Source organism: Natrononativus sp. DTA114 (assembly GCF_059736515.1).
Genome location: NZ_JCASSN010000001.1, coordinates 495517 through 514191, shown reverse-complemented (window position 1 = coordinate 514191; position 18675 = coordinate 495517). Strand labels below are relative to the sequence as shown.

At 64.5% G+C, this 18675-nt stretch carries 17 protein-coding genes and 1 tRNA gene; 6 read left to right on the top strand and 12 right to left on the bottom strand.

All coding sequences use genetic code 11. The features are described from left to right. Positions 1-24 precede the first annotated feature (24 nt). A complete protein-coding gene (locus AC6I6S_RS02655; RefSeq protein ID WP_497948180.1) occupies positions 25-339 on the bottom strand; it encodes a carboxypeptidase regulatory-like domain-containing protein in 315 nt (104 codons plus the stop codon). Positions 340-431: 92 nt separating this feature from the next. Next, on the bottom strand, positions 432-3548 hold the full coding sequence (locus AC6I6S_RS02650; RefSeq protein WP_497948179.1) for an adenosylcobalamin-dependent ribonucleoside-diphosphate reductase: 3117 nt from the start codon (positions 3546-3548) through the stop codon (positions 432-434). A 370-nt stretch (positions 3549-3918) separates the two neighbouring features. Between AC6I6S_RS02650 and AC6I6S_RS02645 the strand changes: the two genes are divergently transcribed. Then, positions 3919-4089, top strand: a complete 171-nt coding sequence (locus tag AC6I6S_RS02645) for a hypothetical protein (RefSeq protein WP_497948178.1) — start codon at positions 3919-3921, stop codon at positions 4087-4089. A 22-nt stretch (positions 4090-4111) separates the two neighbouring features. Here the strand turns inward: AC6I6S_RS02645 and trpG are convergent, their stop codons facing one another. From trpG to trpD, 4 genes are read right to left on the bottom strand one after another with little or no spacing between them, the layout of a single operon-like run. Further along, the gene (trpG, locus tag AC6I6S_RS02640) at positions 4112-4759 is read right to left on the bottom strand and encodes an anthranilate synthase component II (RefSeq protein ID WP_497948177.1); all 648 of its coding nucleotides are present in this window, start codon (positions 4757-4759) and stop codon (positions 4112-4114) included. Continuing rightward, complete coding sequence (gene trpE / locus AC6I6S_RS02635; RefSeq protein WP_497948176.1) at positions 4756-6525, bottom strand: anthranilate synthase component I; 1770 nt, start codon at positions 6523-6525, stop codon at positions 4756-4758. Before trpE ends, trpG begins: the two co-directional genes overlap by 4 nt. Then, the gene (locus tag AC6I6S_RS02630; protein WP_497948175.1) at positions 6522-7172 is read right to left on the bottom strand and encodes a phosphoribosylanthranilate isomerase; all 651 of its coding nucleotides are present in this window, start codon (positions 7170-7172) and stop codon (positions 6522-6524) included. The genes trpE and AC6I6S_RS02630 overlap by 4 nt, the downstream gene beginning before the upstream one ends. Continuing rightward, positions 7169-8182 (bottom strand): anthranilate phosphoribosyltransferase, encoded by a 1014-nt coding sequence (gene trpD / locus AC6I6S_RS02625; RefSeq protein ID WP_497948174.1) that lies wholly within the window; start codon positions 8180-8182, stop codon positions 7169-7171. Before trpD ends, AC6I6S_RS02630 begins: the two co-directional genes overlap by 4 nt. Positions 8183-8352: 170 nt before the next feature. Between trpD and AC6I6S_RS02620 the strand changes: the two genes are divergently transcribed. After that, positions 8353-8427: transfer RNA gene (locus AC6I6S_RS02620), tRNA-Val, on the top strand. Between the two features lie 392 nt (positions 8428-8819). Here AC6I6S_RS02620 and AC6I6S_RS02615 read toward each other — a convergent pair. The 4 genes from AC6I6S_RS02615 to AC6I6S_RS02600 all read right to left on the bottom strand — a co-directional run bounded on the left by AC6I6S_RS02615 (position 8820) and on the right by AC6I6S_RS02600 (position 11673). Next, positions 8820-9428, bottom strand: a complete 609-nt coding sequence (locus AC6I6S_RS02615; protein ID WP_497948173.1) for a hypothetical protein — start codon at positions 9426-9428, stop codon at positions 8820-8822. Positions 9429-9471: 43 nt separating this feature from the next. Then, positions 9472-10254 (bottom strand): YihY/virulence factor BrkB family protein, encoded by a 783-nt coding sequence (locus AC6I6S_RS02610; RefSeq protein ID WP_497948172.1) that lies wholly within the window; start codon positions 10252-10254, stop codon positions 9472-9474. 92 nt (positions 10255-10346) lie between these two features. Further along, positions 10347-11186: a CAP domain-containing protein gene (locus tag AC6I6S_RS02605; protein ID WP_497948171.1), complete on the bottom strand. Its 840-nt coding sequence runs from the start codon at positions 11184-11186 to the stop codon at positions 10347-10349. A 148-nt stretch (positions 11187-11334) separates the two neighbouring features. Next, on the bottom strand, positions 11335-11673 hold the full coding sequence (locus AC6I6S_RS02600) for a lycopene cyclase domain-containing protein (protein ID WP_497948170.1): 339 nt from the start codon (positions 11671-11673) through the stop codon (positions 11335-11337). Positions 11674-11775: 102 nt separating this feature from the next. On the opposite strand from AC6I6S_RS02600, the gene AC6I6S_RS02595 reads away from it, so the two are divergent. Further along, a complete protein-coding gene (locus AC6I6S_RS02595; protein ID WP_497948169.1) occupies positions 11776-12933 on the top strand; it encodes a CBS domain-containing protein in 1158 nt (385 codons plus the stop codon). 46 nt (positions 12934-12979) lie between these two features. Here the strand turns inward: AC6I6S_RS02595 and radB are convergent, their stop codons facing one another. Further along, positions 12980-13735: a DNA repair and recombination protein RadB gene (radB, locus tag AC6I6S_RS02590; RefSeq protein WP_497948168.1), complete on the bottom strand. Its 756-nt coding sequence runs from the start codon at positions 13733-13735 to the stop codon at positions 12980-12982. 47 nt (positions 13736-13782) lie between these two features. On the opposite strand from radB, the gene AC6I6S_RS02585 reads away from it, so the two are divergent. Beyond that, the gene (locus AC6I6S_RS02585) at positions 13783-14556 is read left to right on the top strand and encodes a hypothetical protein (protein WP_497948167.1); all 774 of its coding nucleotides are present in this window, start codon (positions 13783-13785) and stop codon (positions 14554-14556) included. Between the two features lie 171 nt (positions 14557-14727). Here AC6I6S_RS02585 and AC6I6S_RS02580 read toward each other — a convergent pair whose 3' ends face one another. Continuing rightward, the gene (locus tag AC6I6S_RS02580) at positions 14728-16317 is read right to left on the bottom strand and encodes a hypothetical protein (RefSeq protein ID WP_497948166.1); all 1590 of its coding nucleotides are present in this window, start codon (positions 16315-16317) and stop codon (positions 14728-14730) included. Positions 16318-17284: 967 nt separating this feature from the next. On the opposite strand from AC6I6S_RS02580, the gene AC6I6S_RS02575 reads away from it, so the two are divergent. Together AC6I6S_RS02575 and AC6I6S_RS02570 are read left to right on the top strand one after the other, a co-directional pair. Further along, positions 17285-17716 carry a hypothetical protein gene (locus tag AC6I6S_RS02575; RefSeq protein WP_497948165.1) on the top strand — a complete coding sequence of 144 codons (432 nt, stop codon included), beginning with the start codon at positions 17285-17287 and terminating at the stop codon, positions 17714-17716. Between the two features lie 441 nt (positions 17717-18157). Further along, the gene (locus AC6I6S_RS02570) at positions 18158-18664 is read left to right on the top strand and encodes a hypothetical protein (protein WP_497948164.1); all 507 of its coding nucleotides are present in this window, start codon (positions 18158-18160) and stop codon (positions 18662-18664) included. Positions 18665-18675: the final 11 nt, after the last annotated feature.

The following is an 18675-nucleotide window of genomic DNA, read 5'->3' as shown; positions in this document are numbered from 1 at the left end:
GGCAGCTGGATCGACGTACACCAATCACCCGTAGTGAGTGGCAAGCTGTTGCACCCGCTGTTCCGCGGCGGCCTTGCTGATCGCGCGGACGAGCATCGTCGCCGGTTTGTACGCGGCGTACTCCGTCGGGGACTTGACCGCGGTGATCTTCCAGAAGCCGGGCGCGCGAAGCGTGAGCCGACAGCGCCCCCGCTCGTCGGTTGTCGCACGCTCCGTGTGGCTAATGACCGTAACGCCTTCGACCGGTCTGTTCCAGTCTCGGACGCGAATCGTGATCGTCTCGCCGACGACTGGCTCGTCCGTGTCGACCTCGATAACGAGCGGGCGCACGTCGATCATGCCACTCTGCACCACAGGCGCGGTGAAAAAACTGGTACCTGAACGTGATGGCTCCGGAGTCCGATCCGGAAACCGGGTTGCGTGCTACGGGGTTAGCACTCGGACCAGCCACAGGACTCGCAGGTCTTGCAGCCCTCCGAGAAGTACAGCGACAGCGAGCCACAGGAGGGACACTCGGGCGACTCGCCGGCGTCGATGAGTTCCTGGGTCGCGTCCCGATCCGCCTCATCGGGGTGCTGTGTGGCGGCCCCGCCGTCGGTTTCGGGACCGTCGTACTCGAACGCATCGTCGGCGTCGGCGGCGTCCTCGAGGGTCTGCTGTTTCGGGTACGGTTTGTCGATTTCGTTGTCGAGGTAGCGACGCATCGCGGTGCCGATGGCGTCGGGGATCGACTGGATCTGTTCGCCTTTGTCCCAGGCGACCTTCGGACTCCGAGTGCCACAGAGTTCGTCGACGATCTCCTCGGGGTCGACGCCCGAGCGCAGCGAGGTCGAGATAACCTTCGCCAGCGCCTCGGTGAAGGAGTTGGTGAAGCCGCCGGAGTGGCCGATGTTCGCGAACAGTTCGAACGGCTGGCCCGTCTCCGGGTCCTCGTTGATCGTCACGTACACCTTGCCGTAGCCGGTGTCGATGCGCTGGCTAACGCCCTGGAGGGCGTCCGGTCGCTCGCGCTTTTCGGTGAAGTCGACCTGCACGCGGTCGCCGTCGGTTGCGTCGAAGACCGGGTCGTCGCCGAGCACGTCGCTGACGTCCTCGCTCTCGAGGAACGCCTCGAGCCCGCCGAAGATGTCGTCGATCTGTTCGAGCAGCGCCTCGGCTGCCTCGCTCTCGTCGGCGAACTCCGTGTTGTCCGCGCGAGTCGTGAGCACCTGCTTCGAGCGGGTGCCGTCTCGGTAGTAGGTGACGCCCTTGCCGCCGTGGTCGTACACCCACTCGAAGACCTCCTTTGCGTCCTCGAGCGTGGAGTCGTTGGGCGCGTTGACCGTCTTCGAGATGGCCGAATCGACGCCGGCCTGGCAGGCACACTGGACCGCGGCGTGCTGTTTGGCCGTGACGTCGGCGGTGACGACGAACAGTTCGCCGATCGCGTCCGGGACGCTCTCGAGACCCTCGACGCCGTCGAACCGGTTGGTCGCCATCTGCTCCTGGGCCTCCTCCTTGACGGTGTCGACATCGATGTCGTTGGCCTCGAGGGTGCGCAGGAAGTAATCGTCGAACTCGACGAGCATCTCGTCGCCCTGGACGTCGTCGGTGACGTTCTTGTAGTAGGCGACGTTGTAGATCGGCTCGCAGCCGCCGGTGGTGTTGCCGACCATCGAGGTCGTGCCGGTCGGGGCGATGGTCGTCACGTTGTGGTTCCGGATGGGGAAGCCGTCCGGGAACTTCTCGGCGTCGAGGCCGGTCTGGTGTTCGAACCAGTCGCGATACTCGACCGGGTCCGCGTACTTCGACTCGTCCCAGTCGTTGAACGAACCGCGCTCCTCGGCGAGTTCGTGACTGGTCCACTTGGCCTCGTGGTTGATGTGGGTCATCAGCTGGCGGGCGATCTCGTTGCCCTCCTCGCTGCCGTACTTGACGCCGAGCTGGATGTACAGCTGGGCGAGTCCCATGATTCCGAGGCCGATCTTGCGCATGTCGCGAACGGTCTGCTCGATCTCCTCGACCGGGAAGTCCGACATAGTGACGACGTTCTCGAGGAACCGGGTGCCGTACTGGATTCGCTCGTCGAACTCCGCGTAGTCGATCGCCTCCTCGAGGAACGCGGAAATCGCGGCCTCCTGGCTGTCGTACTCGTCTCCGTGCTCCGCGCTCCAGACGCGCCAGTCGGGGGCGTCGAGGTCCGCGAGCGTCGAGAGGTTGATGTGGCCGAGGTTGCAGGCCTCGTGTTCCTCGAGGGGCTGTTCGCCACAGGGGTTCGTCGCCAGGATGCGGTGGTCCGGGTGTTTCTCGACGTCGAAGGAGTGTTCCTTGTTCACCCGCTCGAGGTAGATCACGCCGGGTTCGCCGTTCTCGTGGGCGCCCTCGACGATGCGCTCGAAGACGAGTTCGGCGGGAATCGAGAGCTCCTCGCCGACCTCGACGTGGTCGCCGAGGTCGTAGCGGCTGTACATCTCCTTCGTTTCCGCGGTGGCGATGTGGGGCTCTTCGGTTCGGGGGTTGGTGAAGGTGAACTCCTCGCCGCTCTGGACGGCCTCCATGAAGTCGTCGGTGACACCCACCGAGATGTTGAAGTTAGAGAGGTGGCCCTCGACGGCGTTGCGGAGGTGCTTTGGGACTCGTCCATCCTCGTCGATCAGCTCGCGGGCTTCCTCGAGCGCCTCCGAGAACGTGGTGTAGGTGTAGTCGTCGGGATCGTTGAGACGGAGGGTGTGGGCGAGCGAGACGTCCTTGTTCTTGGCGTGGATAAACTCGATGACATCCGGATGCGACACTCGCATGATGCCCATCTGGGCGCCCCGCCGGGTCCCGCCCTGGGCGATGGTTTCACAGAGCTGGTCGTAGGTCCGCATGAAGGTGATCGGCCCCGAGGCGATCCCACCCGTGGAGCCGACCGAATCCCCGAACGGCCGGAGCTGCCAGAAGCCGTAGCCGACGCCGCCGCCGGACTGGAACACCTCGGCGGCCTTCTTGGCCGTCTCGTGGATGTCCGAGAGGTCGTCGTCGGGGCTCATGACGAAACAGGCCGACAGCTGCTGGAGTTCGTCGCCGGCGTTCATCAGCGTCGGCGAGTTCGGCATGAACGAGAGGGTTTCCATCCCCTCGGTGAAGGTGTCGGCGACGTCCTCGACGTGTTCGCGAATCTCCGCAGGAAGTTCGGGAACGACCGTCTCGTAGGCGAACTTGTTGACGTTGTGTTCAGTAAGTGTCGTCTCTACGTCGTCCTCCGCGGTGACCCCTTCACCGAAGACCTCCGCTGCGAGCTCGTCCCGGCGCGGGTGACCGGGCTTGAGTTGGGCGGGCGTGACGGTAACCTCGAGATCTCGCTTCTCGGCCTCGTAGACGGCCTCCGCGAGGGCGATGTTCCGTCCGACGCGAGTGAAGAGGTCCTCCTGGCTCTCGACGAGTTCTCCGTCGGCGTCCTTGCGGAGGTAACGTGCGGGAAGAATGTTCTGATAGGCGTTGTCGGTCATGCGCGCGGCGAGGGTATCCCCCTCCGTGCGCTTGATCGGGAGTGTGAGGTCGTCCGCGGTGATGTTCGATTCGCTCATGCGCGTGTCACCTCAGCCCCAACCCCGCGCCCCCTGCCGATTCTTCTCTCTGTCCAAGTGCTAATTCGCATCATCCGTAACGAAGGTTCGGTATCCAGCCATGCACATAAAATGTGCGGTCTTGTACTTCCAACATTGTACTAATGCAACTCTACTTTCACAGATGTGTCTGCAATATATCGTGTCCGTTTTCCGTTAACGCACCCGCTCAGGCGCGCTAACGCCTAGTGAGTAGTAGGTGGGCGACCGCCTTAACGATTATCAGAGGAGACTGAAAGTAATCCAGGGCGGGCGTGTACGAGCGCCTGTTAGCGATTTTTTCTTTCACCAAACCCTGAAAGACTATATAGATAGACTACTCTTTCCCGCTATGTTCGGAGCATTCCTCACCGGAACGACCCTCCTCGCCGCACTCGCGGTGCTCGCCGGTATCGTCGTCGTGATCATGGCCGTTCGGTTCGCCGTCAAGATGGCGATTCGAGCCGGTGTCGTCGCCGTCGTCCTCCTCGCGAGCCTCTATGCGGTCGGGGTTATCGGGTAACGCCGTAATCGATACGTCGCTCTCATACTTCCGAGAGAAAGTTCTCGATCACGTCGTAGCCGACCGCGGTGAGCACGCTCTCGGGATGGAACTGGACGCACTCGAGCGGGTACTCCCGGTGACGAACGCCCATCACCAGCGGTTCCTCGACCGCGGCCGCGCCGTTTGACCCGTGGAGTTCGCTCCGACGAGCGACCGTCGCCGACACCTCGAGACAGTCCGGAACCGCCGTCGCGACGAGCGAGTGGTATCGGGCGGCCTGAAACCCCTGCTCGAGGCCGGCGAACACGCCCTTTCCGTCGTGGTCGACGGCCGACGCCTTCCCGTGGACGGGTTCGGGTGCGCGTCCGACCTCGCCGCCGTACTCGTAGACCGCGGCCTCGAGGCCGAGACAGACGCCGAACGTCGGGACGGCCGGACTCAGTTCTCGAAGCACGTCCGTCGTTACGCCCACGTCGCGGTCGTTTTTCGGGTGGCCGGGACCGGGGCTGATGACGATCCCATCCGGGTCGACCGCCCGCACATCGGCGAGCGTGGCCGTGTTCTTCATCACCGTCGTCTCCGCGTGTTCGCTCACGTACTCGACGAGGTTGTACGTGAACGAATCGAAGTTGTCGACGAACAGGACGTGCGGTCGCGCATCGGCCGCGGACGTCGACGCGGCGCTCATCGGGGCACCTCGAGCGGCGACTCTTCGGTACCGTCCTCGAGGGCCTCGAGGGCGGCGAGCACGCCGTCCATCTTCTGTTCGGTTTCCTCGTACTCCGAGGTGGGATCGCTGTCGGCGACCACCCCCGCGCCGGCACGGACGGTGACCAGGTCGTCAGCCGCCATCTCGTCACCTGCTCCGGCCTCGACGGTCGCGGTCCGGATCACGATCGCGAAATCGGCGTCACCGGACCAGGAGTAGTAGCCGACGCCGCCGCCGTACAGCCCCCTGGGTTCGGCCTCGAGATCGTCGATGATCTCCATCGCCCGCACCTTCGGCGCTCCCGAGAGGGTGCCGGCCGGGAACGCCGCCCGCGTGGCGTCGAACGCGTCGGGGGGCGTCATTTCCCCGGCTCCCGGAGCGGATCCGGGAGACGTTGTATCCGCCGCGAGAGTGCCGGTGACGGTCGATTCGATGTGCTGGACGTGGCTGTACTTGAGGACGTTCATGAACTCGTCGACCCTGACCGATCCGGGCTTCGAGACGCGCCGCACGTCGTTTCGGGCGAGGTCGACGAGCATCGTATGCTCGGCCCGCTCCTTGCCGTCCGCGAGCATTTCGCCGGCCAGTCGGCGGTCCTCGACAGGACTGGCTCCGCGGCTGCAGGTGCCCGCGATCGGGTTCGCCATCACCTCCCGTCCGCGCACCGAAACCAGGGTCTCCGGGCTCGCGCCCACCACCGTGAGGTCGTCGTGGGCGAGCAGGTACATGTACGGCGACGGGTTGACCGCCCGCAGCGACTCGTACAGGCCGAGCGGGTCGATCTCACCGGCGATCTCGCGCCGGCGCGAGATGACCCCCTGGTAGACGTCTCCCTCGAGGACGTGCTCTTTCGCCCGGCGAACGCTCTCCTCGTAGGCCTCCCGCGAACCGGCGCTCTCTCCGGTCCGGATGAAACCGCCAGTGTCGACCGATCCCGCCTCGGCGAGACGGTTCCGGACCCGTTCGACCTCTCGCTCGAGGCGATCGTACACCGCGCCGGGATCGTCGTCCGCCTCGATAACCGGGGTGCAGACGAGCGAGACGGTGTCGTCGCGGTCGTCGAAGACGAGGGTCTTCGTCGTCAGAACGAACTGGGCGTCCGGAAAGCGGGAGTCGGGACGTTCGCAACCGACCTCCTCGAGCCAGAGGTCGTAGACGGCATCGTAGGCGAGAAAGCCGACGAGTCCGCCCTCGAGGTGCTGGCGGTCGCGATCAGGGACGTTCTCGAGGCGGACGTCGGGGAGCGCTCGCCGGAGGACGTCGAGGACGTCGGCCCCGGCGTCCGAACCGTCCCGGTCGGCATCGGAGAGGTCGATGGCCTCGAGCGGGGCATCCGGAGTCAGCGCCTCGAGCGTCGCGCCCGATGGACCGACCGTGACGACGGCCTCCGGATCGTAGCCCACGTAGGAGAACCGCGCGTGGCGGTCGGTCCGGGCGGTGTTGGGTCGAAACGCCCCGTCGGGGTCGCTCGAGGCGGTTTTTTCGGCGCTCTCGAGCAGAAACGAGTACGGAGAAGCGTCACCCGTTCGGTTCGGTCCGGAACGGCCGGTAAGTGCCGCGTAGGCGTCGAGTGGCGTCGTCTCCACGTCGAGCGTGGCGAGGACTCGGACGACGACCGGTTCGTCGTCCGCCGGCTGGCGATCCGAACTCGAGGACGCAGGGTCCGCGGTTCCGGCCGTGTACTCGAGGAACTGCTCGCGCGTGATGTCGAACTCGAGGCACCCCGCCTCCGTCTCGGCGGTCACGGTTCGACGGGGCGACGCCCCCGTTTGGCGCGCTCGACGAACGACCGGAGCGCGTCGGCGTCCTTGACCCCGCCCGCAGCTTCGACGCCGCTCGCCACGTCGACGGCGAAGGGTGAGACGGTTTCGACGGCCGAGGAGACGTTCGCCGGCGTGAGCCCCCCGGCGAGGACGACCGGCGACGTCACCGCCCTGGTCGCCGCGTTGGTTCGCTCCCAGTCGTGGGTTTCGCCCGTTCCACCGCCGCCGCCCTCACCGACGCTGTCGACGACCAGTGCGTCGACGACGTCGTCGTACGTTTCGACGCTGTCGACCTCGTCGGCGCCGACCGCGAGCAACACGCGCGCGTCGGCTTTCGCGCGAACGTAAGCGAGGTCTCCCGGCCGCATCCCGCCGTGAACCTGTACTGCGTCGGGTTCGACCGCCTCGACCAGTTCGATCGCGCGTTCGGGGCCGGCCGGCATCGTGACGAGCACGGCCGTGACGAACGGCGGCGTCGCCGCCACGAGTTCCGCTGCCCGAGTCGGCGACACCTCCCGGGGCGTCTCGATCGGAACGTCACAGACGATCCCGACCGCATCCGCGCCCGCCTCGACCGCGCGTTCGAGATCCCGCTCGCGAGTGATGCCACAGATCTTGACGCGAGTCATCCCTGTACCCTCGGTCGAAGTCCACACAGCGCCTCGAGTTTCTTCCCGGCCGCCCCGGAGTCGATCGCGCGACGAGCGGCGTCGGCACCCGCCTCGAGGCTGTCGGCCTCGCCGGCGACGTAGATCGCCGCCCCGGCGTTGGCGAGGACCACGTCGCGCTTCGCCCCCCGAACCCGCCCTTCGACGATGCCCCGGAGGTCGGCGGCGCTCTCGGTCGGTGTTCCGCCCGCGATATCGGAGATCGCGTGGGTCTCGAGACCCAGGTCAGCGGGCGTGAGGGAGTAGGATTCGACGCTCGAGCCGGCGACTTCGGCGACCGTCGTCTCCCCGTGGATCGCGATTTCGTCGGTTCCCGAGCCGTGGACGACCAGCGCCCGCTCGACGTCCATTCGCGAGAGCGCGTTGGCGAGGATCGGCACCAGGTCGGGGTCGTAGACGCCGACGACCTGCGCGTCGGCGCCCGCGGGGTTCGTCAGGGGGCCGAGGACGTTGAACACCGTTCGCATGCCGAGTTCCTTCCGGGGGCCGATGACGGCCTTCATCGCCGGGTGGAACACCGGCGCGAGCATGAAGCCGATGCCGTCGCGCTCGATGGCGCGTTCGACGGCCAGCGGTTCGGCCCGGACGTCGACGCCGACCTCCTCGAGGACGTCCGCACTCCCAGAGGAAGAAGAGACCGAGTAGTTACCGTGCTTGGCGACCGGGATCCCGGCGCCGGCGGCGACGATCGCGCTCGTGGTCGAGACGTTGATCGTGTCGTAGTCGTCCCCGCCCGTCCCACAGGTGTCGACCAGGGGTTCGCGGTCTGGATCGATCGTCCGTGCAGCCTCGCGCATCCCCTCGGCGAAGCCGGCGATCTCGGCCTCGGTTTCACCCTTCGCCCGCAGCCCCGCCAGCAGCGCGCCGATCTGTGCCTCCGTTGCCTCCTCGAAAACCGCGGCTGAAGCGGCTCGAGCGTCCGATTGTGAGAGATCCTGCCTGTCGGTGACTCGTTCGACGTATGCCTGCATTGGGAAACACCAGTGTACGATCTTGTCTTACAATGTCCAAATGAGTACATCAACTTAAACGTATCGCCGACTGTGTCGGAGTGCCGTAGGGCGCCCGATTCGAAACCTTCAATTACGGGGGCGGGCAACGATTGACTGCACACCGACGCGGCGTCGGGACGCAGCCAGGCGGGTTGGTGGTCTAGTCTGGTTATGACACCTCCTTGACATGGAGGAGGCCGGCAGTTCAAATCTGCCCCAACCCACTACTTCTGTCGCGAACAACTCCGCGAGCGACAGGATTGTGACGTTGGGCAGTTTGAACCAGGCGAGTCGCGCGCAGCGAAGCGAGCACGTCTCGACGAGGTTCAAATCTGCCCCAACCTGCCCTTCTAGCCCAATAACGCGGGGGCGACGGCTCCACATTACGACCCGTTAGTGCCATCGAAACGCGAACCGAGTAAGCGACCGCCTCGTCGTTGATGAAGCGGTGGTCATGAACGCCTCGAGTTGTCGACGAGCGGTAGCCAGAAACTGATCTCCGACGGAAGATTACCGCAGGGAGACGACTCTCGAGGGCGCCTGTGGACACGACGTCGACGTGCCGACTCACCACGTATCGGGTGGGACGACACCGCTCGAAGACTGTCGGCGTGGTCTACCTCGAGAACAGTCCCAGGAGGCGGCCAAGAAGCCCCGGTGACGAGTCGGCGTCCCGGGAGCCGGTCTCCGATGCCGAGGACGAGCGTCCGGTCTCGTCGGCGGGCGCTGTGTCTGCCCCGGGAGCCGTCGGCTCTCCGCCGGTTTCGGTATCGGTCGTCGCTTCGAGGTCCTCGAGTGAGAGGTCGATCTCGTCGACCTCGGGTGTTCGGTCGCGTCCCTCGCCGGCTTCGGCAGCCCGGACGTCCGCGCCGGTGACGGTCCCGGCGTCGACGCGGGCCGAGAGTCCGTCTGTCGTGGGGCCCCGGGGCTCGCCCGCCCTCTCGTCTGGGTCGGCCGTGGCGTCCGTCTCGCGGGTCGCGGTGTCGGTGTCGTCTCGGGTACTGTCGGGGGTAGTGCCAGCGTCGGTTTCGATGGTATCGGGGGTGGGTTCGGAAGCGGAGATTTCCTCGCGGTCCGGTCGTGACGTCGACTCGAGCGAGTTGAGAATGTCGTCGACGCTCTGCTCCGAGACGACGCGGGTCGGTCCACCACCGGGACCAGCGGTGTCGCTCTCCTCGGAAGGCGGGTTCCCAGCCGTCGGCTCGGACGATCCGTCGTCGGTCATGGTAGGCCTCTGTCCGCCGCGGGACCATAAGCTTCCTGTCGTCTCAGGCGGCGGCCTGCGGCCGCGAGAGAACGACGTTGATCACGGTCCCGAGCAGGATGAGAATGCCGGCGAAGTAGAGCCAGGTGACGAACAGGATCACAGCACCGACCGCGCCGTAGGCCTCGTACTGGCCCGCGTTCGCGGCGTACAGCTGAAAGCCGACCTGGAGTATCGTCCAGCCGACCGCGGCGAACGCCGCTCCCGGGAGGATCTCCGACAGCGTGACGGAGATCGGCGGAAGCACGTAGTAGATCGGAAGGAAGACGAGGAACAGTCCGAGCAACAGTACGAGCCACCCAAGCAGGCCGCCGAAGGGTACGGTGTCGGCCACGAACCCGAGAGCCGTACCGATCACGATCATCAGCGAGAGCGCGCTCACGGCCGCGAGGATTACGGTGACTCCGTCGCGGAGCTGTTCGACCAGCGAGTCCTCCGCGGCGGCGTCGTACACCGTGTCGAACGCGAGACTGAGGCCGCGAAACACCTTGAGCGCGCCCCACGTCGAGACGACGAGTGCGACGGCGGTCGCCTCCGCTCGACCCGATTCCGTCATCAGCGCCGCGGTGACGAGGTCCTCGCCGGCCTCCGGGAGAAAGTCACCGGCGAAGAGGACGAGCCGTTCTGCGGTCTGTTCGCCGCCGAGGATCGAGCCGACGACGAGCGCGAGCAACACGAGCGGGATGAGCGAGACGAACGCGTAGTAGGCGAACCCGGCGGCGAGAAACGAAACGTTCCGAGCCTTTGCCGTTCGAGCCACCGACGTTATCGTCTCTGTGGCGTCCATGGTCGGCCGTACCACGACCGGTCATATGAGTGTAGGAGTCGTTCACGACCGATGTACTGTTCCGGCACCGTTGCCGTTCCGTAGCCCGAGGCCTACCACTCCGTACAGAAGTTGTGTGTCGCGAACACCTGCCCGTCCTCGGTGATGTAGACGCCGACTCCGCCGCGGTCCCAGCCGTCGATATCCTCCTCGAGTATCGCCGCCCGGTGGTCGGGCGAGTTCATCCACTGTTCGACGAGCCCCTCTCCGAGTTCCTCCGCGGTGTAGTAGGTGACCGGCTCGTCGTCGGTCGGCTGACTAACCCGCGTGTCGACCCAGGTCATCGCGATGTTCTCGCCGTAGGCCTGGCAGTAGTCGGCGACGTCGTTGAACCGGTCGAACGGCGTTTCCCCGTCTTCGTTGACGTGCGAGAAGTGCTCGGTTTCCGCCATGTCGCCGCTATGTGCACGCGACACGGAGGCGACGGTTCCGTCCCACTCGAGGGGCTCGAGGCCGTGTTCGGCCCGTCGATCGTTGACGCCGGCGTGGACGAAGTCCTCGACGGCTTCGGAGGACACCCGCTCGACGTCGGTTTCGTACGCCGACTCCTCCGGATCGCCGGGATCGGTCAGTTCGGGGCTTCGCTCGCCGGCCGGCGGGGGGTCAGCACTGGGCGAAACCGCGGGCTGGCCGCCGCCCCACTCGATTCGATCGAACTCGTCGACGCCGTCGAACGCCTCGAGTTCGGCGACGAGCTGCGGCCCGACCAGTGCGCCGCCGACGACCAGCGAACAGACGAGCGCAGCGATGAGGAGGAGTCTGAGTACGTCGGCGAATCCCCCACGCTCTCGGCGTCGTCGTTTCCGGTCCGGTGCGGTCGAACGCCGCGGTTGATGAGAGGTATCATCGCACGAGTCGGACCGGGAGAACTCGTCGCTCGGGGCACCTGCCATTCATACTGAAGGTCGGGTTCCAGCGATAAGACTGTCGCGGTTATAGTAGCTACTGCAAGTCAGTGCACACACCCTCGCGGTTCAGCGGCTCAGAACCGGCGATCGACCGGTTTTGAGCCGCCTCGCTGCGGGAGGTGTGTAAGTCGTTTCAGTTGGTACTCTCGTTCTCGACGACCGATTCCACCGGCCCGTCTCCGAACAACGTCTCGTGGACCCCGAGGACGAGACCGGGAACGACTGCCATGAAGAGGTGTTCCTCGAGCGGGATGCCGGCGAGGTCGATCCCCGTGCGAAGTTTGATGTCGAAAACGCCGATGGCGAGCGTGTAGCGGTCCCAGACGTAGGCGATCGGATACAGCGTGAGGATGGTAACGGCAGCCTTCCGGAGCGCGCCAGCCCGGCGCAACAGCAAGACGGCGACCGCCCCCCAGAACACCTCCGTGAGCAGGTACGTGTACCGACCGAAAACGCTGATGTCAGGAGCCATGGCCCCGGTACAACCCCATCCCAGAAAAAGGCACGCACCCCGGAGATGGCCGTCGCCGGCGGTACGTTAAATACCGTCGCGGGAGTAGGTGGCGCCAGAACGATGGATATCGCTGATATCGCCACCAAGGACTACATCGAAGTCGACGTTGGAACGCGAATGGGGAAAGTCCGGTCTACGTTCGAGGACGGAAACCCGAAGGGGATAATCGTCACCGACGACGGCGAGTACCGCAGCGTGATCAGCGAGCGCGAGGTGCTTCAGTCTCACGTCGAAGACGACGCCAAGGTGGCGGCGCTTATCAAACCCAGCCGGAACGATCCGGTGCCGAAACTCGACCGTCACGAGGACGTTCGCGAGGCCGCCCGGATGCTTATCGAGGGGAACGCGAAGGTCGCCCCGGTCTTCGAGAACGACTCGCTGTGGGGCGTTATCAGCGGGGACGCCATCCTCGAGGCCGTGCTCGAGAATCTGGACGCGCTCACCGTCGCCGACATCTACACCGACAACCCGATCACGCTCCGGGAGGACGACGGCGTCGGCAAGGCGATCAACCATCTGCGCGAACACGGCATCTCCCGGCTGCCGGTGCTCAACGAGAACGGCTACCTCACGGGCGTCGTCACGACCCACGACATCGCCGACTTCGTCATCCGCGAGAACGAGCGGATGACGACCGGCGACCGCGTCGGCGACAACGACCGGATGCTCGACGTCCCGATCTACGACATCATGAACAGCCCCGTCTCGACGATCACGCTCGAGACGAGCGCGCGCGAGGCCGTCGAGGAGATGCTCGGCGACGACTACGCCGGACTCGTCGTCACGCCGGACCACGACGACCGGGTGGTCAAGGGAGTCGTCACCAAGACGGACGTGCTGCGGGCGCTCACTTACACCGAGGAGGAACACATGGACGTCCAGATCACGAACGTCTCCCTGATCGACACCATCACGCGCGAGTCGATCGTCCAGAGCATCGAGGACGTCTCCGATAAGTACGCGGATATGCAGGTGCTCCACGCCCACGTTCGCTTCCACGAGCACAAGGAGAAACTCCGCGGGACGCCACTGATCCAGTGTCAGATCCGCCTCCGGACGAACAAGGGACAGGTCGCCGGCTCCGGGGAGGGCTACGGCGCGGAGAACGCCTTCCGTGTTGCACTCGACAAACTCGAGCGGAACGTCTTAGAGCTCAAGGGCGTCACCAGCGACGAGGAGTACCGCGGCCAGCTCCTGCGGAAGCTGAACGAACTGTAAGGCAGCCGCGGTTCCCGCCAGGACTCCGTTCTTCGATTCGGACGCTCTATAGTGTCGTCTCCTCGCCGGTTAATCCGGTGTCGGTAATCCTGAACTGAGCGGTTTCACCCACGGACTTCGAGCGGTGTTTCTCGAGCGTCGCTCGCCGGTTACCCCCCCGAAAACGGTCGATCCGGAGGACGACACCGGTCCAGTGTTCCATGGTGTTACCCCCGAGCGGGCGCGTCCGATCGGAGTCGGGATCGGCGAACACTTGGTTGGTGAGCACGACCGCGAGGTCGTGTTTTCGGGCGAGCGACAGCAGGTGTGTCACCTGCCGGGTTACCCGCCGGAGCGCGTCGCCGCCGTCGTCGTCGCCGACCCGCTCGAGGCGATAGAACCCCGTGGCGCTGTCGAGGACGATCATGTCGGCACGGTCGGCGAACTCCTCGGCATCCCGGACGGCTTCGGCCTGCTCCTCGAAGTCGAGGGCTTCCTCGATGATGATTCGGGATGCAACGTCCTCGACGTCGTCGACGTTGTCGGCTCGCGCGGAGAGTAGTTGGTGGAACCGATCGACGGACACTCCCTCGGTGTCGATGTAGACGGCCGTCCCGCCGTCGGCCGCCGTCTGGACTGCACCCGAGAGCGCGAGGTTCGTCTTCCCCGCCGCGGGCGGTCCGTACAGCTGTGTGACCGTTCCTCGCTCGAAGCCCCCGCCCAGCAGCTCGTCGACCGGCGGACAGCCGGTCGAAATCGCCTCGTCGTTCACAGTCGTGATTCGCGCGTGGCGAGGAAAAACCTCCCGAAACCGCCGGTTCATCCAGCGAGTGCGAACACGTTTATTCCATCGGGCGGCGAAGACAGGGTGTGATCGTCGTCGCGACGGAAGATTTCGAAGTGTACCACGAGGTCGTCACCGAACTGCGCGAGCGTGGTGTGGAGTTTACGACCGTCGAACCGGCCAACGAACTCCCGGCGTCGACGACCGTCGTCGTCACCGGGGCGACCAACGCGGAAGCGTTCGGGGAGTTCGTGACGGTCGTCGCCGACCCCGGCGAACCTCGACGCACCGTCGATCGGGCACTCACCGCGCTGCGCGGGGAGGACGGTCGGACGATTATCGGCGTCGACCCCGGCCGAAAACCCGGCATCGCCGTTCTTGCCGGTGAGATGGTCGTCGCTGCCTTTCACGTCCCCCTCGCCAACGCCGTCGAGGTGATCCAGCGAGAGGCCGCTGAGGCCGCCGACCCGGTCGTTCGCATCGGCGACGGCTCCCGTCTCGAGGGCGCGACGCTGGTCAACGACCTCGAGGACGTCCGGGTCGAACTGGTCGACGAGACGGGGACGACCCCCTACCTGGGAACGGGGTCGCGGGGGATGGGCGACGTGCTCGCCGCGGTCAACATCGCCAGACTCGAGGGTGAGGTCGTCGACAACCGCGAGATAGAGCCGACGACGGGCGAACTCCAGGTGATCAAGGACCGGTCGCGAGAACAGAGCGAAACGAACCGGGCGATCGACGAACTGCTCGCGAGGCGGGTCGCGTCGGGAGAGCTAACGATCGAGGAGGCCCTCGCCGCACACCGGGACGGAAGCACCGAGGAAACCGACGGCTCCGACGGGACGTATAGTACCAGCTGAGACGCATTGTACACTGCTCTCAGGCGTGCTCGAGACCGGTCAGGGCGGTCGATTTCGGGACGACTCGTCGCGAGCAGCTGTACACTGACTGTCTGTGGCGACTATCGCTGTCGCTCGAGGCGCGGATAATAGAGAAGGTGCGACTGAAGTGCTGTTCGTCGAGCGAACCGGTTACGCGGGAACGATCACGTCCGAGACGCCGAGAGCGGTGTGCTGGACGTTCCGTTGCTCCTGCATGATGATCTGGCCCGAGGCTGCATCGCCGCCGTCGTCGGCAACCGCGATCGCAGCCGACTGGTGGAGGAAGTTCTCCTGGCCGATGAACTGTGTCTGCTCGATGCTGGCACTCGAGTGCTGGTCGACGTCGCTGAGCTGGCTGTCGGTGCCGTCGTAGTCGAACGCGATCATCGGGTTGTCCGCGAGTTCGTCACCACCGAGCGTGACGGTCGTCTCCTCGGTGTAGACGAGGCCGCTGTGGTGGCCGTCGCCCTGGTAGACGTTCCAGGCGTCGGCGGAGGCGATCTGCGCGTTGTAGTTCGTCTGGTACGCGATGTGGATCGCCGTCGCAGTGCTCTCGTTCGTCGCGATCGCGACTGCGGAGCTCTGGACGTTGATGTTGAACTGGTCGGCGCTCTGATACTGGGAGACGCTCGCCTCGGCTGCCTGACTCGGGTCGGTGGTTTCTTTCTTGTCGCCCTTCTTGTCCGCGTCGTCGACGCGCTCCGCCTGCGTCGAGACGACGTCATTGTTGTCCATGTCCGCGGTTGCGACGTTCATCCCGGGCATGGCCGCGAAGACGTTCACCGCATCGGCGCTCGCGAGCTGTTCGTTGAGGTTGGTCTGTTCGGTCAGTTGCACGGCCGTCGCACTCGAGTTCTGGCCGATGGCGATCGCGACCGCCGCGGTCGCTTCGTTCACGTTCGCCTGATCGACGTCCTGTGCCTGATCGACGGTTGCGACCGCTGTCTGATCGGCGCTGTCGCCGTTGTAGTCGTATTTCGGCGAGATGCCGGGATCTTTCTTGTAGTGACCGCTGTACGGTGCAGCCGTCGGGCTCTGGTAGACGTTGGTCGCGTTGGCACTTCCCTGCTGGAGGTTCTGGTTCGCCTGCGAGAGCTGCTGGAAGGCGACTGCCTCGCTCGCGTTCGCTGCGAGCGCGAAGGCCGTAGTCTGCTCGGCGTAGTTGACCTGGCTGACGTCCTGGTACTGCGAAACGGCGGCCTCTGCGGTCTGGGTCACCGTCGCTTTGTCCTTCTTCGTGTCCGCAACGCCCCAGCCCGAGAACTGCTGGCCGTCACCGTTCCCCATCACGAGGTGGACGGTGCCGACGTCCTCGAAGGTCGTACTCTTGGGACCGAGTTCGTAGTTATCGGCGCTTGCTTCGCCGGCCTGTACGTTGTCGTTCACCTGGGTGGTCTCCTGGATGGCCGTCGCGTTGCCGCCATCGATTCCGATGGAGACCGCAGCGCCGTCCTCGTTGATGTTCACCTGGTTGACGTTCTGGTACTGGATGACCTCGCTAACGGCGGTCTGCCCCTCCGCAGCGTGCCCCGGGTTGTCCGTCAGGTGATCCTCGAGGAACTCCTCGAGCGTCTGATCGCCGGTGTCCACCCCGAAGAGCAGATAGAGATCCTCGCCGTCCTCGAGTGTCTGTACGTTCGCGTTGCTCCCATCGTCTGCGGTTGCCGGTGCCATCGCTACCATCGAGAGCAGCAGCATCCCGACGACGAGAACGGTCGTAAGTTGTGATCGTGCTAACATCCTGTGTGTTGATTTCTGTATTCTGTGACTGTCGATTGGTCGTGAAGTCGATGCGATGCAAACTGACATAGCGGGAAGACTCTCTTTGTTATCTATCGGTTGCGACGAGTACCACGCAGCCTACCGAACGGTATGCGGTATTTTCCAGCGGGAAGAGGCGGGCTACTGGGGTACACGACGTCTCTTCGAAAACTGCTCTTTCGTTCTCCTGCGCACACGATCACGTCCGAAGCAAGGGGAGAGCGAGCGCTCGAACGGGAACAGCCTTCAACGCGACCTGCTGTTTTCCGTCAGCGAGTGCGGGTGTTGAGGGGGATCGTACGTGGATGGGGTGGGTGCCGTCCGGCCGACTATTGTGTCGTTCCGTGGCGGCTAAATCACTCGCTCACAGCGCGCTGATTGGCTTCTGGAGTCTCAGCCGGTGACTGTTTCATCCACAATCACGACAGTACAGGAGAAACGGTCGTCCGAGAGACGCCAGATCACGCCGGTAGTCTACCCGAGGAAACGATAGAGCAGTCGAACAGCTGGGGTTCACGAACACAAACAACCCTCCGGTAGATTATCGACCGTGGTTTCGCAGGCCATACGGATCTGTTACCGGTTTAGAGTCCGACCGTTTCCCACTCCTGCCCGACCCGACACTACGAATTGCGGGTGCGATAGTGCTGAATCTTGCCTCTGATAGGGATATATCCACTCTATTGGACTATAATAGAAGTTCCGTGCCGGACAAACTCTATATTGATGTTCGATGGGGAATAAACTGTTTCGCCCCTTCAGAGTCCAATTTTCCGCGTTCAAAAGGACTCGAGTCACGAAACGATGGCCGTTGTTTAATACGAACTCCGTAAACGGCATGAACTGAGCACTGAGGAGGTGGCGAACGCGTCCCATCGAGGGGCGTCCCACGGGGGTCTACACCAGTGGTAACGCCATCTTCCTGTTCGTGCTCGGTGAATAAAAAATGAGCGACGAACGTAAATTTACACGACGCGGCGTAACGACGCTCCTGGCAGGACTGCTGGTCACCGGCTCCGCCGGGACTGCTGCAGCAGGCAACAAAGGCAAAGGCCGACGCCGACGCAAGCACGGCCGGCGACAGAGCCAGAAGAATCGCCAGAGGAACACGGCGTACAACAGCGGCAATACCGTGGCGAAGGCGGACCGCGGCGGAGAAGCCTACGCAGAGGGCGGTAACGTCCAGGAGAACTGGAGCAACCAGAAACAGCGCGGTGGCCACGGGAAGCGACACGGTGGCAGCCAACACCAGAGCTCGCGCCAGACTAACACGGCAATCAACAGCGGCAATACCGTGGCGAAGGCGGACCGCGGTGGATCCGCCGAAGCCTACGGTGGCAACTATCAGTCAAACGACAACAGCCAGTCGCAGCGGTAACCTGCGAGCGCCCGAGGCGTAATCGACCTCCCGACTGACTGACCTACCACTGGTCATCGGGGTTTGTTTTTTCGTGACTCTGGGACAGGCACGACTCGAGCGGCCTCAATCGGGGCATCTCGAACGATGGGACACGGCACGAGCCCTCGAGCATACCCGACTCGACGAAGTGCGTGTGCCCCGTCGCGACCGTGGTTCACACCGCTGGTAGCCGCTGATTGTCCACGTTACTTCGAAACCGGAGGCCGGTCAGGGGACGGCTATCGGTGAAACGGTTCCCGCCGTTCAAGCCGAATCGGAGAGACAACGAGATGGCGAGCGGCCGTCAGATCACGAGCGTATCACTCCTCGCTGTGCGCACCGTTGCAGGCAGTTCTGGAGTATAGTTTCGCTCGTCGCAGACCCAGCAAACACGATGACTGACCAACTGAGAACGAACCAATGACCGAAACGAACTTTCCATGGGGAACGGTAACCCACGAGGCCGATCCCGAAACCGGAGAAACGCACGTCGGCGTCTTCGTCGCCGCCGAAGCAGACGTCGCCGTCTCGACGGCGGTCGCGTCCGACGTGACGAACGAGGAGACCGTATCCGACGATCCGGAGGCCGAAACCGAGACGTTCCCGTGGGGAACGGTTGTCCACTCGAACGATGACAGTAGAACTGACGTTTCAGTCCTCGTCGACGCCGAGAACGGCGTTTCCCTCTCGGTAACCACGATTTCGGCGGACGGGACTCGGTCGACGTCGAGATCGGTCGTTCGGACGACCGGGAGCGCCAAACGAGGAACCGTGAGCGACACGGGAACGAGTGTGAACGTCAGCCAGTCGACGACCAGTTCCACGAACGTCTCGCAGAGTAGTTCCACGAGCGTCTCGCAGTCCTCGAGCACGTCCACGAACGAGTCGGTTTCTATCGACATCGACGATGGCGACGATAACGACTGACTAGCGCCCGG

What these genes read in the sequence shown, in the direction of transcription:
- AC6I6S_RS02655 (WP_497948180.1), bottom strand. Translation starts at nt 339, where the DNA reads ATGATCGACGTGCGCCCGCTCGTTATCGAGGTCGACACGGACGAGCCA.
- AC6I6S_RS02650 (WP_497948179.1), bottom strand. Translation starts at nt 3,548, where the DNA reads ATGAGCGAATCGAACATCACCGCGGACGACCTCACACTCCCGATCAAG.
- AC6I6S_RS02645 (WP_497948178.1), top strand. Translation starts at nt 3,919, where the DNA reads ATGTTCGGAGCATTCCTCACCGGAACGACCCTCCTCGCCGCACTCGCG.
- trpG (WP_497948177.1), bottom strand. Translation starts at nt 4,759, where the DNA reads ATGAGCGCCGCGTCGACGTCCGCGGCCGATGCGCGACCGCACGTCCTG.
- AC6I6S_RS02630 (WP_497948175.1), bottom strand. Translation starts at nt 7,172, where the DNA reads ATGACTCGCGTCAAGATCTGTGGCATCACTCGCGAGCGGGATCTCGAA.
- trpD (WP_497948174.1), bottom strand. Translation starts at nt 8,182, where the DNA reads ATGCAGGCATACGTCGAACGAGTCACCGACAGGCAGGATCTCTCACAA.
- AC6I6S_RS02615 (WP_497948173.1), bottom strand. Translation starts at nt 9,428, where the DNA reads ATGACCGACGACGGATCGTCCGAGCCGACGGCTGGGAACCCGCCTTCC.
- AC6I6S_RS02610 (WP_497948172.1), bottom strand. Translation starts at nt 10,254, where the DNA reads ATGGACGCCACAGAGACGATAACGTCGGTGGCTCGAACGGCAAAGGCT.
- AC6I6S_RS02605 (WP_497948171.1), bottom strand. Translation starts at nt 11,186, where the DNA reads ATGGCAGGTGCCCCGAGCGACGAGTTCTCCCGGTCCGACTCGTGCGAT.
- AC6I6S_RS02600 (WP_497948170.1), bottom strand. Translation starts at nt 11,673, where the DNA reads ATGGCTCCTGACATCAGCGTTTTCGGTCGGTACACGTACCTGCTCACG.
- AC6I6S_RS02595 (WP_497948169.1), top strand. Translation starts at nt 11,776, where the DNA reads ATGGATATCGCTGATATCGCCACCAAGGACTACATCGAAGTCGACGTT.
- radB (WP_497948168.1), bottom strand. Translation starts at nt 13,735, where the DNA reads ATGAACCGGCGGTTTCGGGAGGTTTTTCCTCGCCACGCGCGAATCACG.
- AC6I6S_RS02580 (WP_497948166.1), bottom strand. Translation starts at nt 16,317, where the DNA reads ATGTTAGCACGATCACAACTTACGACCGTTCTCGTCGTCGGGATGCTG.
- AC6I6S_RS02575 (WP_497948165.1), top strand. Translation starts at nt 17,285, where the DNA reads ATGAGCGACGAACGTAAATTTACACGACGCGGCGTAACGACGCTCCTG.
- AC6I6S_RS02570 (WP_497948164.1), top strand. Translation starts at nt 18,158, where the DNA reads ATGACCGAAACGAACTTTCCATGGGGAACGGTAACCCACGAGGCCGAT.